12 protein-coding genes are annotated in these 16,680 nt (G+C 66.0%); 3 read left to right on the top strand and 9 right to left on the bottom strand.

What is annotated here, in order from left to right; all coding sequences use genetic code 11:
• The 5 genes from CKJ82_RS05320 to brnQ all read right to left on the bottom strand — a co-directional run bounded on the left by CKJ82_RS05320 (window position 1) and on the right by brnQ (window position 5,760).
• Window positions 1-915 (bottom strand): ABC transporter permease, encoded by a 915-nt coding sequence (locus CKJ82_RS05320; RefSeq protein ID WP_205691388.1) that lies wholly within the window; start codon window positions 913-915, stop codon window positions 1-3.
• 92 nt (window positions 916-1,007) lie between these two features.
• The gene (locus CKJ82_RS05315) at window positions 1,008-2,483 is read right to left on the bottom strand and encodes an ABC transporter substrate-binding protein (RefSeq protein WP_095537326.1); all 1,476 of its coding nucleotides are present in this window, start codon (window positions 2,481-2,483) and stop codon (window positions 1,008-1,010) included.
• Between the two features lie 30 nt (window positions 2,484-2,513).
• Window positions 2,514-3,275 carry a GntR family transcriptional regulator gene (locus tag CKJ82_RS05310; RefSeq protein WP_095537325.1) on the bottom strand — a complete coding sequence of 254 codons (762 nt, stop codon included), beginning with the start codon at window positions 3,273-3,275 and terminating at the stop codon, window positions 2,514-2,516.
• An 85-nt stretch (window positions 3,276-3,360) separates the two neighbouring features.
• On the bottom strand, window positions 3,361-4,353 hold the full coding sequence (locus CKJ82_RS05305) for an LLM class flavin-dependent oxidoreductase (protein WP_095537324.1): 993 nt from the start codon (window positions 4,351-4,353) through the stop codon (window positions 3,361-3,363).
• Between the two features lie 9 nt (window positions 4,354-4,362).
• Window positions 4,363-5,760 (bottom strand): branched-chain amino acid transport system II carrier protein, encoded by a 1,398-nt coding sequence (gene brnQ / locus CKJ82_RS05300; RefSeq protein WP_095537323.1) that lies wholly within the window; start codon window positions 5,758-5,760, stop codon window positions 4,363-4,365.
• 394 nt (window positions 5,761-6,154) lie between these two features.
• Between brnQ and CKJ82_RS05295 the strand changes: the two genes are divergently transcribed.
• The 3 genes from CKJ82_RS05295 to efeB are packed head-to-tail and all read left to right on the top strand — an operon-like array spanning window position 6,155 to window position 10,590.
• On the top strand, window positions 6,155-8,098 hold the full coding sequence (locus tag CKJ82_RS05295) for a phospholipase C (RefSeq protein ID WP_095537322.1): 1,944 nt from the start codon (window positions 6,155-6,157) through the stop codon (window positions 8,096-8,098).
• Window positions 8,099-8,113: 15 nt separating this feature from the next.
• Complete coding sequence (locus CKJ82_RS05290; RefSeq protein WP_240510697.1) at window positions 8,114-9,343, top strand: EfeM/EfeO family lipoprotein; 1,230 nt, start codon at window positions 8,114-8,116, stop codon at window positions 9,341-9,343.
• Window positions 9,343-10,590, top strand: coding sequence for an iron uptake transporter deferrochelatase/peroxidase subunit (efeB, locus tag CKJ82_RS05285; protein WP_095537321.1), 1,248 nt, complete (start codon window positions 9,343-9,345; stop codon window positions 10,588-10,590). The genes CKJ82_RS05290 and efeB overlap by 1 nt, the downstream gene beginning before the upstream one ends.
• Before the next feature lie 7 nt (window positions 10,591-10,597).
• On the opposite strand, the gene CKJ82_RS05280 is transcribed toward efeB, so the two are convergent.
• Genes CKJ82_RS05280 through CKJ82_RS05265 form a run of 4 tightly spaced genes read right to left on the bottom strand, consistent with a single transcriptional unit; the run spans window position 10,598 to window position 16,622 of the window.
• Window positions 10,598-11,764, bottom strand: coding sequence for a phosphotransferase (locus CKJ82_RS05280; protein ID WP_095537320.1), 1,167 nt, complete (start codon window positions 11,762-11,764; stop codon window positions 10,598-10,600).
• A 10-nt stretch (window positions 11,765-11,774) separates the two neighbouring features.
• Window positions 11,775-13,529, bottom strand: a complete 1,755-nt coding sequence (gene treS / locus CKJ82_RS05275) for a maltose alpha-D-glucosyltransferase (protein WP_095537412.1) — start codon at window positions 13,527-13,529, stop codon at window positions 11,775-11,777.
• 6 nt (window positions 13,530-13,535) lie between these two features.
• Window positions 13,536-14,657 carry a MalY/PatB family protein gene (locus CKJ82_RS05270; RefSeq protein ID WP_095537411.1) on the bottom strand — a complete coding sequence of 374 codons (1,122 nt, stop codon included), beginning with the start codon at window positions 14,655-14,657 and terminating at the stop codon, window positions 13,536-13,538.
• Between the two features lie 54 nt (window positions 14,658-14,711).
• On the bottom strand, window positions 14,712-16,622 hold the full coding sequence (locus CKJ82_RS05265; protein WP_095537319.1) for an ABC transporter ATP-binding protein: 1,911 nt from the start codon (window positions 16,620-16,622) through the stop codon (window positions 14,712-14,714).
• Window positions 16,623-16,680 lie beyond the last annotated feature (58 nt).

Raw genomic sequence — 16,680 nt, 5'->3', positions numbered from 1 at the left:
TTATGCGAACCTCCCCGGCCGCCCAGCTTGTCTCGTTCGCGGATCGATCGCGGCGTAGCTGACGTCCACCGCGAGGTTGACCGCGAGCGTAAACGCGACGATGCACATCATCACCGTTTGGACCGCGGTGAGATCGCGGGTCGACACGGCGTCGATAAGCATGCTCCCGAGGCCAGGCACCGCAAACACGCGCTCAATCACCACAGCGCCAACGATGAGGGTGGACAGTTGCACGCCCGTCACCGTCAGTACCGGCAGCGCGGCGTTGCGTAGCGCGTGGCGAGCCAGGGCAGTGCTTACCGACGCCCCGCTCGCCCTTGCCGTGCGCACATAGTCTTTCGTGAGCTCCTCCGAAATCGCGGCGCGCACGTAGCGGGTGAGGATCGATGCCTGCACCAACGTCAGCGCGAACACCGGCAGCACGATGTGCGACGGCGTGCCCCACCCGTTCGCGGGAAGCCAACCCAGTCGGACGGAGAAGCACGCGACGGCGAGGATGCCCACCAGGAATGAGGGGACCACGATGCCGACCTGGGTCAGCGCGTTGATGAGCGCGGCGTCGGCGTGGCCGCGGCGGCGCGCCAGGTAGGTGCCCGCCGGCACCGCGATGGCCAGCGAGCACACCATCGCGATGACGGTCAGCGTGAGCGACGCGCCTGCGCGCTCCGCCACGACGGGGGCGAGCTCAGTGCCGCTGGCCATGGAGATGCCGAAGTTTCCGGTGAGCATCCCACCTACCCAGTCCAGGTACTGGACCACGAGCGGACGGTCGGTGCCCAGCCGGTGGGAGAGCTCCGCGACCGCCTCGTCGGTTGCGCTCACGCCGAGGGCGACGCGCGCCGGGTCGCCGGGGACGGCGCGGAGCAACACGAAGATGATGACGCTGGCGGCGAAGAGTAATAGGACAAAGCGCAGGAGCGCGCGGCCGAGGCGCGCCGCGAACGCGGAGGCACCACCCCTGGCTCTGACGGTGCTGTCCGCACGGTGCTCGCGCGAAAGGAGCTTGCTCACCGTTCTACCTCCTTTAACGGTAGCGAGTCGGTGACGACGTTGGGGTTCAGACCGTGCACGCCCGGGGCGTAGAGGACGACGTTTGGGGCGTTGACCAGGGTGAGCGCGCCGGCGTCTGCCATGATCGTGTCCACGGCGTGCACGCGGTCGCCGCTGCCGAGCGCGGCGCGCGCTGCCTCGGAGTCGTAGCCGAGGTAGTAGTCGGGGTCGCCAAACAGCACACCCAGGTCACGCGGTTCCACGTGCGCGACCAGCGACGCCTGGTAGTCGTGCCCCTTGAGCACGTCTGCGAGCCAGACCGCGGGGAACTCGACCGTTTCAAGGTGAACGCGGAATCCGACGTCGGTGAGCTGGGAGTAGATAAGTTCGCTGGCCGTTTGCGCGTACGGCAGGTTCGGCACGGTGATGGTGATTTCCGGAGCGCGCCCGCCGAGAAGCTCTCGCGCGCGTTCCGGATCGTAGGGGTAGTAATTCTCGCCCGTATACCAGGGGTCGGTCGGCGGCACGGGTGCGCCGCCGGTGTCGGTGGCGAGTCCGTTGTACACGACGCTATTCACCGCCTCGCGGTCGATGGCGAAGGCAGCAGCGCGGCGGACGTCGGGGTCATCAAACGGAGCGCGCTTGTTGTTCATGGAAAACAGGACCTCGCCGTTGGTGGTGCCGATGTCCACCGTGATGTCGTCGGGGAGCGCGTCGATGAGCTGCGGCGCCTGCATCGCCCACACCACGTCGGCGTCGCCAGTGCGCAGCGCGTTGACAGCGGCAATCGAATCGTCGAAGTAGCGGATTTTGGCGTCGTGCTCGGCGGGCTCGCCCCAGTAATCCTCACGCGCACGAAATTCAATGGCCTCGCCGACGCGGAAGTTGTCCACCACGTAGGGGCCGGTCCCGAGCGGATCCGTGGCGAGCCGGTCCACGCTCGCCGGCGCCATCATCGCACCGGTCAGCGTGCCCATGGACCATAACCAGTCCGGGCTCGGGGAGTCGAGCGTGACGCGGAGCGTGTGCTTATCGACGCTCACCGCTTCCCGCACCGGCGCCATCTGGCTCTTTAGCCCGTTCGTCCACTGGTCGTTGACGTAGTTGATGGAAAACGCGGCGGTGTCGGCGTCGAAGGGGGTACCGTCGGCAAATGCGACGTCGTCACGCAGGTGGAAGGTGTATTCGGTGCCGTCGGTGCTTTCCTCCCAGCTGGTGGCGAGGAACGGCTGCGGTTTACCCGATTCGTCGATCCGGACCAGGGTTTCGTAGACGTTGCCCATCATCGCCTGGGGGACGGCCGCGCCGCCGGTGGTGGTGAAATCCAGGCTGGCGGGTGCCGCTTGCGTGGCGACGACGACTTCTCCGCGGGCATGCTCGGGGGCCGCGTCCGTGTCTCCTCCGCTGCCGCACGCGGCGGTGGTCAGTAGCGCGCAGGACGCGGCAAGCGCCCCGGCGAGCCGGGGAAGGTGGGAACCAGCTATGGAAGCCATGGGCAGAGTGTAACGGGGCCCACGCGGCGACTACGAATCGATTTCAAACCATAGGGGGGACGAGTGCCCCCGCACATTGTTTAGCCCGATGGTGATCATGTCGGCGCGGTACGTTTGCACCGCGAGCTCGACGGGGCTGCCTGAGTGGTCGAAGACGCGCATCTCCACCTGAATCACCGGTGTACCTGGGGCGATGTCGAGCGCGTCCGCCTCGTTGTCGGTCGCGGCGTGGACCGTCAGCGCGCGGGAGAGGTTGTTGAAGTCGATCCCGCTGCTCACGAGGCGTCGGTGAATGGAATCGTGCTCCGGATCAACCCCGTCTAGGGCGTTGGTCACACTGGGGTGGAAGTAGAGAGACTCGATCACCAGCGGGGCGCCGTCGGCGGTGCGGGTGCGCTGCACGGTCACCGCCTCGTCGCCGACGGGGACGCGCAGTACGTCCGCGGCGTGCTGCGGCAGCGGGGCCAGGCCGTAGTGCTCCAGGACCTGGCCGGGAGCCTTGCCCAGGTTCACAATCCAGGCCGTGTTGGACAGGATCTCTTCGAACGACTCGGTGCGAATGTTGGAGAGCACGAGCGAGCGCCGCCCACGGCCGGAGGAGATGAGTCCCTCGGCCCGCAGGGTTGCCATCGCCTGGCGGACGGGGCCGCGGGACGAATTGAACTGCTCGCACAGGTCTGCCTCAGAGGGGAGTGGTTCGCCCGCGGGGATCCGGCCCGTGAAGATTTCATCGCGCAGGTGCGCCGCGATTTCCTCGTGTTGTTGCGGGGGCCGAAGCGGCGAAACGGACATGACACTCTCCCAGCTATAGCGCGCCTAAAAGTATGAACTCGGCTAGACCCTATACCAGGATCCTGAGTGTTCACGCATCGGTGAATTAATGTTTCCAGTGGCTTGCGAGGATGTCCATGGAGGCGAGTACTTCCTCGTGGCTGGGTGCCTGCAGCGAAATCATGAGCTCGTCCGCGCCCGCGTGCTGTGCAAACCAGTCGAGGTACTCGACGACTTGCTCGCCGGTGCCTGTTGCGGTGTACCGCAGCATGTCAATGATCTGCCGGCCCTGGTAGGAGTCGACGACGGCGTCCAGTTGGGCGTCGTCAAGCACCTGGCCCCTCCGGCCCAACATCGCGCGCACGCGGTTGCGGTGCACCAGCCCGGTCTGCCGCTCCGCGTCCTCCTCGGTCTCCGCGGCGGTGACGTTGACGGCGGCCACACAGTACGGCTCGGGGTAGCGCTCGGAGGGTTCGTAGTGCTCGCGGTAGTAGGCGGTGGCCTGCTCCAGGTGTTGCGGCGCGAAGTGGGACGCGAACGCGTAGGGCAGGCCCAGCTTGGCGGCCAGGGACGCGCCGAACATGGACGAGCCGAGGATGATCAGCGGCACGTTGGTGTTGAAGCCGGGGACGGCGGTGACGCCCGGGAGCGGCGACTCGTTGGACAGCCATGCCTGGAGCTCGAGGACATCCTGCGGGAAGTTTTCGGCGGCGCGGGGGTCGCGTCGCAACGCGCGGCCCAGTGTTTGCTGGTCGGTGCCGGGGGCGCGGCCCAGGCCCAGATCAATGCGTCCGGGGTAGAGCTCCTCGAGCATGCCGAACTGCTCGGCGATGACGTAGGGGGAGTGGTTGGGCAGCATCACGCCACCGGAGCCCAGGCGGATGCGCTCAGTCTTCGCGCCGATGTGGGCGATGAGCACCGCGGGCGTGGAGGAGACAATCGAGCTCATGTTGTGGTGCTCGGAGTACCAGATACGCGAATACCCCAACGACTCCGCGTGCTGAGCGAAGGCTACGGAGCGCTCCATGGCCTCGCCGACGGATTCGTCGGGGTAGCGGGTGCAAAAATCAATGAGTGACAGTGGGGCACGCGTATTCATGCCCCCACACTACGCGGTGACTACGTCACCGTCGACGGTCTCGTTGGTGCCCACCGCCATCGGCGTCTTGGGGTGTGCCCAGTCGATGGCCAGGCCGATGAGGAAGGCGATGACAACCGGGACGATCCACCCCAGTCCCTCGGCGTGCAGCGGCAGCCAGGACACCAGCGGCGTGAGCGCGTCCGCGCCCCACCCCTGGGAAATGCAGGTCTCGATCGCCGAGTAGATCACAGCGACCCAGATGGGCAGGAAGAACGCCCAGGTAAAACGGGTGCGCTTGGCAAACGCCGGCTCGACCAGCGTTACCAAGATCAGGGAGATGGCGGGCGGGTACAGGAAGCCGATGACCGGGGCCGCAATCGTCATGACGAAGTCGAGGCCCTGCGTTGCGATGACCATCGACGTGACGGTGAATACGACGGCCCAGATCTTGTAGGAGCCCGGGAACTGCGAGGAGAAGTACTCGGCGGTCGCGGTGATCAGACCGACCGACGTGGTCAAGCATGCGAGCAGGACGATCAGCGCGAAGATGATCTGGCCCGCCATGCCCATGGTCAGGTTGGAAGCGTCTGCAAGCAGGCCCGCGCCGTTGTCGTACTGGGTGGGGTTGGGGATGACGCGGCCGATGGTGCCCAGGCCGAGGTAGATGGCGCCCAGCATGATGCCCGCGCCAACGCCGGCGAGGATCGTGCCGCGGACAATTTCCTTGCCCTCCTTGAACCCTTTGAACTGCAGCGTGGAGATGACCACGATCGAGAACGCCAACGCGGCGATGGAGTCCATGGTGAGGTAGCCCTCGAGCAGGCCGGAGGTGAACGGGCCGTCGGCGTAGGTCTCACTCGGGGCGGAAGGCTCCGCGTCCCACTTGACAATGGACACGGAGATCATGATGATCAGCAGGACCACCAGGGCAGGCACGAGGAATTTGCCCAGGGTTTCCATAATGCGGGTGGGGTTCCACGCCAGCGCCAGGGAGACTCCGAAGAAGATCACGTTAAAGACGCCGGAGGCGAACAACCCGTCCCACCCAAACAGCGGCGTGATCGCCGTTTCCATGGACACGGCGCCGGTGCGGGGCAACGCGTAGAAGGCGCCGATAGACAGGTAAGCGAGCACCGGGAAGACGACGCCGAAGACGGAACCGGCGCGCTGCGCAAGGTCGCGAACGTTTGCTCCGGACATGGCGATCGCGATCACCGCGAGCACTGGCAGGAGTGCGCCGGTGCCCAGGAAGCCGAGAATGGCGGGCCAGAAGTTGTCGCCGGCCGAGACCGCCAGCATCGGCGGAAAAATCAGGTTGCCAGCACCGAAAAACATGGAAAACAGTGCGAGCGCGGTGATGACGATCGTTTTCGTCTGGCCGCCGGTGCTGCCCGAGGCTCCGGTGGACGTTGCTGTGGAACTCATTGAAACCCTCCTTGTGGGTGTTGGGTGGCTTTCAGCGTACATCGAAGATTCCATTTTTGGAAACATTGTCCCAAATAGTGGAAAATTTGGGGAATGTAACTAATTTGCCAGCGGGTTTGCGTCGATAAGCGATCGGCGCGAGCGGAGCGAGAAAGTGGAAAGTTAGGCAAACTGTTGGTGAATTTTGCGTCAACAGTAGGTGTGATCGGGCGAGAATTTCACTGTTGTTCCAGCTCACAGGCTTGAACACGCGGGAAATGGATGGATTGACAGGCTTTGCAAAGTGACCTGGCGGGAATTTAAATAGGCGCTGAAAGGATACGGTCCTCGCGCAGGGGTGCCGCAGCTTTCGTCGTTACCGCAGTATCCGCTTACTTCAAGATTGGACTTCGCCATGAAGCTTCGTCACCGCGCTATCGCCGCGTGCGCCGCAGTCGCCGCGACCACTGCAATCGTCCCGGGTGTGGCCCAGGCCGACACTAAGACCCCGATCGAGCACGTCGTGGTCATTTACTCGGAGAACATCTCCTTCGATCACTACTTCGGCACCTACCCCAACGCCGCAAACCTTGACGGCGAGAAAATGCAGGGCTCGGGCAACGACGCCCCGAAGTTCACCGCCAAGAAGGACACCCCGAAGGTCAACAACCTGGAAAACAACGACCTGCTCGGCGAGAAGAACCCGAACTCCACGAAGCCGTTCCGCCTCACTCCGGGCCAGGCCGTGACTACGGACCAGAACCACCACTACGGTGACGAGCAGAAGGCCTACAACGGCGGCAAGATGGACAAGTTCGCAGAGACCGTGTCCACCGATGTGGACAAGTACGGCGAGGGTTCCTTCGCCACTGTCGGCACGACCATGGGCTACTACGACGGCAACACCGTCACCGGCCTGTGGAACTACGCGCAGAACTTCGCCATGAACGACAACTCGTTCTCCACCATCTTCGGCCCGTCCACCCCGGGTGCGCTCAACCTGATTTCCGGCACCGTGGCCGACGCCACCATGCACGACCCGGCGACCGGCGAGCAGCAGAAGATCGTCGACGGCCAGAACCACGCCCTCGCCGGCGTCTCCGAGGACGGCAAGACCGCGACCGTCGTCGGCGACCCGGACCCGCTGTTCGACGACTGCTCCAACTCCTCCTCCGCGGGCACCAACCAGGTCACCGCGATGCACTCCAAGAACATCGGTGACCAGCTCAACGAGAAGGACGTCACCTGGGGCTGGTTCCAGGGTGGATTCCGCCCGACCGAAGAGGCAACCGATTCCTCCCGTGCACGCTGCGGCGCCGCGCACAAGACGCTGACCGGCCAGGATAAGACGGACTACAACCCGCACCACCAGCCGTTCCAGTACTACGCATCCACCGCGAACCCGCACCACTTCGCGCCGTCCAGCGACGAGATGATTGGTAAGACCGACCGCGCGAACCACCAGTACGACCTGACCGACTTTGACAAGGTCATCGAGCAGGGCAACCTGCCGGCCGTTTCCTTCCTCAAGGCCGCGAACTACCAGGACGGCCACGCCGGTTACTCCAACCCGTACGACGAGCAGGCCTTCATTACCCACTACATCAACGAGCTGCAGAACTCGCCGGAGTGGGACTCCACCGCGGTCGTCATCGCCTACGACGACTCCGACGGCTGGTACGACCACCAGGCACCGAAGATCCTCAACGGCTCCAACGATCCGCACCAGGACGCGGAGATCTGCACCGCGGCAGCCAAGAAGGTCGGCGTCGCGGGCGACAAGCACGGCCAGTGCGGCCCGGGTACCCGTCAGCCGCTGCTGATCGTCTCCCCGTACGCAAAGACCAACTTTGTCGACTCCACCTACACCGAGCAGACCTCCATCACTAAGTTCATCCAGGACAACTGGGGTCTGGGCCGCCTGGGCGGCATCGCTTTCGACGAGCGCGCCGGCGAGCTGAACAACATGTTCGATTTCGACGGTGAGAAGGCGCCGAAGCTGTTCCTCAATGAGACCGACGGCACCGTGGCCAAGGATTACGCCTCGATTGAGAAGGTGGACAACACCTCCCGCGAGATCTCTAACCTCAAGCCGGTCGCAGAAGGCATGAACAACCCGCTGGTCACCGAGAACGGTGTCGCCGAGGTGGCCAAGATGGTCAACCGCGACGCGCAGCCGGGTGCGCAGCAGCCGGGCAAGGGTGATCCCGCCGGCGAGCAGGACGGATCCTCCACCGGCGGCATCATCGCCGCGGTCGTCGCCGTCCTTGCTGTCCTGGGTGGCATCGGCGCTTGGGCCATGAACGGCATGCCGGGGCTGCCCGCGAACATCAAGGGCTCCATCAAGCTCCCGTTCTAAGGCACGCGCTCAGTAATGCAGGAAAACATCCAATACGCTCTGGCGGCGCTGGCTGCACTCATCGCAGTCATCGTCGGCATCGTGCACATCCCGGGAATCTCAAGCTCGAGTGGCACGGAAGGCTCGAGTGGCACGGAAGGCTCGAGTGGCTCCTCGTCGCAATCGCAGGGCCAGCCTTCCACGCAGCCCTCCGCGCAGCCCGCACCGAGTGACAATCCCGACCAGCTCACGCTGCACGTGCGCGACGTGTACAACTGCCCATCCCCCGGGGATGTGCAGGACCAGGCGAATTGGAATGTCTACAACACCTCAGGCCTGGCCCTCACCGTCTACGTATCGGACGATGACGGCTACGCCTACCAGGTCCTCGAGCGCGTCGGCTTCCCCGCCGAGCGCGCCTGGACCCCCAAACTTCAAAACGGCACGTACCACCTGACGTGCGTGTTTCACAGTGATTCCGCGGTGAAGTCCGAACCGTTCCAGGTCACCGGATCCCCCATCACGGACGCCCCGAAGATGGTGCCCATCACGGACCGAGAAGTCGCCGCCGTCTCCTCCGCCCACGCCGCCGCGCAGAAACAGCGCGTCCCCGAGCTGCAGGCCAACGCGCAGGCGCTTGTCGACGCCACCCGCTCCGGTAACCGCAGCGAGGCGCAGGCCTCCTACCTGGCATACCTGGAGACGTACCGCTCCTTCGACGACGCGTCCGAGATGTGGCCGGGCGCGGCACTTGGCGGGTACGAGGACGTCGAAAAGCTGCTCTTCTCCGAGGCACCGGTGCAGGACGCGGTGGCGCCCGCGGAGGTGCTGGCCGACGCCGTCGACAAGGCGGCGCACGCGCTTCAGACCACGCACTTTGCCATCCCGGCACCTGATTATGGGCTGCGCACGCACGAGGTGATGGAGGAGTTCGAGCGTTTTGACATGCGCGGCGAGCGGGACTTCGGCGCACACGCGCTGCCCACGGCGCTGCGCGGAAACGTGACCTCGACCCGAGCGACGATGGACCCGGTGCGCGACCTCGTGGAGGGGCGCGGCCTGGACACCACCCCGATTTATGACCAGCTGGACGCGCTCGAGCAGCTCGCCAACGAGATGGACGCGAAGTACGGCGCCGGCGGCACGCCGACGGCCTACGACGACTGGGAGCAAGACGACCGGCTGAGGCTACAAGCCGAGGTCGCCCGCGCGAATGAGCTGCTGGCCACGGTGGCCACCATGACTGTGATCCGGAGGATGAACTAGTGACCTGCCCGTTCCGCTTCAACCGACGCACGTTCCTCGCCGGCGCCGCCACGGCCACGGCGGCGCTTGGGGTCCAGGCGACGACGCAGGCGCAGCAGGCAGACTCGCCCCGCGGCGACGGCACGCCGCGCTCCGACAACGCGACCGTGAACAACCCGGAGGCGCGCCTGGAATTCCACGGCGAGCACCAGCAGGGCATCATCAACCAGCCGCAGAAGTACGCGGAAATCGTCGCCCTGGACATCCAGCAGGGGGACCGCGCCCGCCTGGAGCAGCTCCTGCGCACGATCACCGAGCGCTCCCGTGCGCTCACGGCCGGGGGCGCGACCGCCGTCGACGGCATCGCGTTCCCCGCCAGCGACTCGGGCGAGCTTGGCCCGGACCTGCCCACCGACAACCTGTCCATCACCCTCGCGGTGGGCGAGTCCCTCTTCGACTCCCGCTTCGGGCTCGCAAACCGCAAGCCCGCCCGCCTGCGCGCGATGGAGGCGTTCGCGGACGACACGCTCAACCCCGATCTCTGCCACGGCGACCTGGTGCTGCAGATCTGCGCCGACCAGCACGACACCGTGACCCACGCGCTGCGCGACATCTTGCGCCACACCCGCGGCGACGTTGCCGTGCGCTGGCGCCAGAACGGCTATATGAACGAGCCCCGGCCGACCGGCACGCAGCGCAACCACCTCGGTTTTAAAGATGGCATCGTCAACCCCTCGCCGAAGCAGTTCGACGACCTGGTGTGGGTGGGCGACGGCGAGCCCGACTGGACCGCGGGCGGCAGCTACATGGTCGTGCGCCTGATCGCCATGTATACGGAGTTTTGGGACCGCATCTCCATCGCGGAGCAGGAGCAGATCTTCGGCCGCGACCGCGCCACCGGCGGGCCGCTTTCCGGCGGCGACGAGTACGCCGCCCCGGACTACCTCGACGACGCGAACGGCGACGTGATCCCCACCGACGCACACATCCGCCTGGCCAACCCGCGCACCCCGGAGACCGCGGGCCAGCTCATGCTGCGCCGCGCCTACAACTACGACAACGGCGTGCGCGACAATGGCACCCTCGACGTCGGCCTGCTCTTCGTCTGCTTCCAGCAGGACTTGGAGCGCCAGTTCGTCACCGTGCAGAAGCGCCTGGAGGGCGAGCCGCTCGCGGACTACATCCGCCCCTACGGCGGCGGCTACTTCTTCGCCCTGCCCGGCGTCGCCGACCAGGACGACTACTTCGGCAGCGCCCTACTGGCCTAATCCGCTCCTACACCAGGTCGCGGATCGCGTCGAGGGGGATGTCCACCCAGTCCGGGCGGTTGTTCGCCTCGTAAATCACCTCGTATGCGGCCTTGTCCACGATGTAGGCGGCGAGCAGCGCGTCGCGTTCGGCGCCGTACCCCGCGAGCAGCTTTTCGACGCCGCCGCGCTCCCATTCCACGTCAAACCTGCCGACGGCGCGGGCGTAGCCGTACGAGCGCACCATCCCGGCCACGTCACGCAGCCGATGGTCCGGGCGGCGCCGCTGCGCAAGAGGCCGCGCCGGCTCGCCCTCGAAGTCGATGAGGTACCACCGCTCGGGGGTCTTGAGCGTCTGCCCTAGGTGCAGGTCGCCGTGAACCCGCTGCACCGGCACGGTTGACTCGGTTGACTCGGTTGACTCGGTTGACGCGGTGTTGCCGAGCTCCGCGTAGAGCGCGCGAATCCGCGGGGCGAAATCGGCGAGCATCGGTGCGCGGCGCACGTATGCATCCAGGTTTGCGGTGAGCGTGTCGGCGATCGAGCGCGTCGGCCGTTCCTGGACGCCGAATGCGTGGGCAAGCGCCTCGTGCACGGTCCGCATCGCGCGCCCGAGCGACTCCGCCTGCGCGGCGACTTCGGCCTCCGGCAGGGTCCCCTCGGCGGAGCCCCCGGTAGTGAGCACGAACCCGTCGATGCCGCCGCGGATGAATTCCTGCTGCATCGCCAGCGTCTGCTCGCCGCGGTTGACGTAGGCGTTCACGGCGGCGACGTGCGGGCAGTCGCCGATGCGGGTGAGCAGTTCGACGTCCGGGTTGAGGCCGTCCTCGAGGTGGCGGAACACCTTCACGATCGTGTTGCCGACGACGAGGTTGCTGTTGGACTGCTCGGCACCCAGTGGGGTAGCGGCGCCGGTGATCAGGTCGCCGTGGACCTCGCCGAGCTCGGGGAGCGCGGCCACGTAGGCCGTGGCCCCGGAGTCGGTGCTCAGAATGTCCTGCGTCTCGCCGCTTTCCGACTCCGCAAGGAGGACCTGGTAGGTGTCCGAGTCGGTGCCGCGTGTGACGTCGAGAAGCTGCCACTGCGCCGTGGCTCCGCAACCAGCGACGGCGACCGGTCGCGCGGCGCCGACGGTGATCGCGTCGATGGTGTCTGACTTTGCGCCGTAGAAGCGTTGCGAGGCGAGATCGAACATGCCGCCCTCCCTAGGAGATGTCGAACCAGAAGAAGCCGTGCGGCGCGAGCGTGACCAACCAGGGCAGCTCGCCGATGGCGGGGAACTCCAGGCCGCCGGACAGCTCGCGGGGAACGACGCCGGCGTACTGCGAAAGGTGCATCTCCACCGCTTGCGGGCGCGAGCTCATGTTGTGCACGCACAGGATTCGCTCGACCCCGCCGCCGGGGGTCCCGTCCGCGGAAGCGTCGTACTCGCGGATGAAGGCCAGCACCTGCTCGTTGCCGTGGTCCACCTCTATATACGAGCCGCGCCCGAACGCCTTGTACTGCTTGCGGATGTGCACCTGCGTGCGCACCCACTGCAGCAGCGAGTTCTCGCGGTTCATCTGGGATTCCACGTTCACGATGTGGTAGCCGTACTGGTCGTTGCGCACCGGGGGCAGGTAGAGCCGTTCCGGTTCGGCCTTGGAAAACCCGCCGTTGCGGTCGTTTGACCACTGCATGGGGGTGCGCACGCCGTCGCGGTCGGGCAGCCAAATGTTGTCGCCCATGCCGATCTCGTCGCCGTAGTACAGGAATGGGGAGCCGGGCAGGCTGAGCAGCAGGGCGTGCGCGAGCTCCAAGCGGTCGCGGTGCCCGCCGAGCAGTGGGGCGAGGCGGCGGCGGATGCCCACGTTGGCACGCATGCGCGGGTCGGATGCGTAGTGTTTGTACATGTAGTCGCGCTCTTCCTCCGACACCATCTCGAGGGTGAGCTCGTCGTGGTTGCGCAGGAAGATGCCCCACTGGGCGGACGCCGGGATCGCCGGGGTTGCGCGCAAGATGTCAATGATGGGCGTCGCCGATTCCTGGTGGATGCCCATGAAAATACGCGGCATGACGGGGAAGTGGAACGCCATCTGGCACTCATCGCCGGAGCCGTCGGGGTTGCCGTGCTCGTCGGTGCCGCCGTCGCCGAAGTACTCCACCACCTCGTCGGGGAGCTGGTTGGCCTCGGCGAGCAGGAAGCGGCCGGGGTATTCCTCGTCAAAGAGTGCGCGCACGCGCTTGATAAAGCCGTGCGTCTCCGGCAGGTTTTCCGACGAGGTGCCCTCGCGCTCGAAGAGGTAGGGGATGGCGTCGAGGCGGATGCCGTCCATGCCCAGGTCGAGCCAGAAGCGGATGATGTCCAGGATCTCCTCCTGCACAGCCGGGTTGTCGTAGTTCAGGTCCGGCTGGTGGGAGAAGAAGCGGTGCCAGAAGTACTGCTTGCGCACCGGGTCCCAGGTCCAGTTGGATTCCTCGGTGTCGATGAAGATGATGCGGGTGCCGTCGTACTGGGTGTTGTCGTCGGTCCACACGTAGTAGTCGCCGTACGGCCCATCCGGGTCCTGCCGGGACGCCTGGAACCAGGCGTGGGAGTCGGAGGTGTGGTTGATGGGAAAGTCCGTGATGATGCGGATGCCGCGTTTATGCGCGGCGTCGATAAGCGAAATGAAGTCCTCGACGGTGCCGAACTCGGGCAGGACCTTGCGGAAGTCGCGGATGTCGTAGCCGCCGTCGCGCAGCGGGGAGTCGTAGAACGGCGGGATCCACAGGCAATCCACCCCCAACCACTGCAGGTAATCGAGCTTCTCCTCCAGCCCCTTGAGCGTGCCCAACCCCGTGCCGTCCGGGTCGTAGAAGGCGCGGACGAGGACTTCGTAGAATACGGCGTCCTTGTACCACTCGGGGTCGGGCCGCTCCCAGGGCTGTTCCGGGGGTGCGGGGGGTAGGTAATCTGAGGCCTGCGGGGTCTGCTCCATGCCCACCTACAGTAGGCGAATTGCCCCCGCCATGCGCTCGACTGCCTTCCGCAGGATCGCGGGGCTGGTGGCAAAATTCAGGCGCGCCTTGTGCCGGCCACCGGGGCCGAAGCTCATGCCCTCGTTCATGGCCACCTTCGCGTGCGTGCGCAACCAAGTGGCCGGCTTTTCCGTGGTCAACTTGGTATTCCGGAAGTCCAGGAGCATGAGGTAGGTGGCCTGCGGGACCTCGACCTCGATGCCGGGAATTTCGCGGGGAAGGGTTTCCACGAGCCAGTCGCGGTTCTCGCGCAGCTGCGCAATTTCACCGTCGAGGAAGTCACCCCCGTCCCGGTAGCACGCCTCGGCGGCGACGATGCCGAGGGTGCCCGTGCCGTCTTTCGCCACACCGCTGAGTCCCTGCCAGGTCTTGACATCGGCGTCGTTGGAGAAGATCAGCTGCGCGCACTTCAGGCCCGCCACGTTCCAGGCCTTCGACGCCGCCGTAATAGTGATGCACACGTCCGCATTGTTCGCGGCCGCGCACGTGTGGACGCCGTCGTAGACCAGCGGCGCGTGGATCTCATCGACGATCACGCGCGCGCCGTGGCGGCGGGCAAGGGCACAGATCTCATCGAGCCGCTCGGGCGTAAAGGTCCACCCGCCGGGGTTGTACGGGTTGGTGAGCACGAGCGAGCCCGCGCCGCGGGCAAACGCCGCGTCCAGTTCGTCCAGGTCCAACCCTGGCACGGCGCGCACGTTGATGCGCACGCGTCCGGCGGTCCCCGCCACCTCCAAGAACGGGTGGTAGGCGGGCACCGGCACGATGACCGGGCCCTCGGTGAAGTGCTGGATGGATAGCAACACGCCGCGCACCACGTCGGGGATGGGGAAGATGCGCGCGGGGTCCGGCCGCCAGCCGTAGCGCGCGTCGTAGAAGTCGGCCACCAGCCCTGGCAGCTGCTGCGCGCTCGGGGCGGGGGTGTAGCCGAACATCTCGCGCTCGACGGCGTCGGCGATCGCCGCGCGCACGGGCTCGGCGGTGGTGAAGTCGCTCTCGGCGATGAACAGCGGCAGTACATCGTCGTCGTACTGGGTCCATTTGCGGGTTCCGCGTGCGCGGAGTTGCTCAAGCTCGGGGAAATCCATGGCCCCAAGCTTAACGACGCCCACCCGCCCCCTCCGCCACGCCGCCCCGCGGGATCAGGCGTTGTGGGGCTGCGCGGCGCCCTCCGCGTCCGCGGCGTCCTCGTCCTCGGCGTCGTATTCGCCGTCTAGCTGGAAGCCGAAGGACTTCAGGCGCGCCCGGTCCGCGGCGGACGAGGACGCGGTGAGCGTGAGCAGCTCTGAATAAATACCGCCGGAGGCAGCGAGCTCCGCCGGCGAGCCGATCTCATCGATCCGGCCGTTGTCCAGGGTGATGATGGTGTCCACGTCAGCGATGGTGGAGAGGCGGTGCGCGATCATGATGGTCGTGCGGTCCTTCATCAGCTCGTCCAGGCCGGCCTGCACGGCGCGCTCCGCCTTGGTATCCAGGGCCGAGGTGGCTTCGTCGAGGACCAGGATGGGCGCGTCCTTAAGCATCGCGCGCGCGACGGCGACGCGCTGTTTCTGCCCGCCGGACAGCCGCAGGCCGCGCTCGCCGATGACGGTGTCGTAGCCGTCCTTGAACCGGGTGATGAAGTCGTGGGCGTTCGCGCGCTTGGCCACGTCGATGACCTCCTCGCGCGTCGCGCCGGGCTTACCGTAGGCGATGTTTTCCGCCACGGTGCCGGAAAACAGCGCGGGTTCCTGGAAGACCACGCCGGAAGACGCGCGCAGTTCCTCCACGCTCAAGTCCTCGAGGTTGCGGCCGCAGATGGTGAGCGTGCCGTCGTGAAGCGGGTAGAGCCCCAGCAACAGGTTGACGATGGTGGACTTGCCGCCACCAGACTCGCCCACCAGCGCGATCTTTTCGCCCTCGCGCGCGGAAAAGGTCAGGCCCTCCAGGACGGGCTCGCCCGGGTTGTACGCGAAGGAGACGTCGTCGAACGCGATGACCGGCTCGCGCACCTCGAGCGGTGCGTGCGTCACCTGCGTCAGCTCCGGCACGCCGGTGGACTGGGTCGCGGCGACGAGCTCGCGGTTGGCGGTGGGCTCGTTCGGCTCGTCCATTACCTTGAAGTAATCGCGCGAACCAGCGATGGCGCGCTGCGCGGCGTCGACGATCCAGCTCATCATCTGCGCAGGCTGGCGAGCCATGGTGACCATCTGGATGAGCATGACCATCTCGCCGATGGTGAAGTCGCCGTGGAGCGTGCGCACGAACAGGATCAGGTAGATGCCCAAAAAGACCGCCGTCATGGCGATGCCGCGCACCGTGTCCATGCTGTGCCACCAGCGCGACTGCGGGCGCGTGATGTCCACGGTGTTGTTGTAGTGGGTGCCAAACTTGTCCAGCTCGCGCACTTCCGCCACGAAGGACTTGGTCACCTTGACCTGGCCGATCACCTCGGCGAAGCGGCCGTTGCCCTCGTCGATGTTGGCGTTTTTCTCCTTTTCAAACCGCTGCCACCGCTTCGACGTGAGCGCCGTGAGCCACATGTACAGCGGGAACAACAGCGCCAGGAGGATGGTGAGTGGCCAGTAGTAGTACGCCGTGATCGCCAGGATCGCCACGACCTGCAATAGCATCGGCAGGAAGTTGTTGGCAAAGGACTGGATGAACTGGGTGACGTTTGCAATCGAGCGGTCCAGGCGGGCGATGATCGTGCCCGTGACCTGGTTGTCAAAGTAGCGCTGCGGCAGCGCGAGCAGCTTGGCAAAGTAGCGCGTGGACATGATCTGTCGGATGCGCGCCACCATCACGTCGCCCAGGTAGCCGGCGACGTTGCGCAGCAGCGCGGCGGCGGACTCGGCGGCAAACAGCGCGATGGCCAGCCACACGACAGCGCGCACCGGCGACGGTCCCTCGCTGCCACCGCTGACGTATCCGACGATGGTGTCGGTGGCCTCCCGGATGATGAAGGGGGAGACCAACCCCAGTGCTGCGACACCGGAGGAAATGATCACGACGGCGAGGTAGTAGGGCCACAGCGCAGAGGCGCTGCGGAGGACACGCAACAATGACTGCATAGTTTGGCTAGGGTACTAGGGCTGTACAGTGAGGAAGAATTGGAAAGCGCCTGATCGG

Origin of the sequence: Corynebacterium gottingense (assembly GCF_002285125.1) — a bacterium.
GTDB classification, from domain to species: domain Bacteria; phylum Actinomycetota; class Actinomycetes; order Mycobacteriales; family Mycobacteriaceae; genus Corynebacterium; species Corynebacterium gottingense.
The sequence above is the reverse complement of the archived record's forward strand: the minus strand, read 5'-3'. Positions and strand labels throughout refer to the sequence as shown.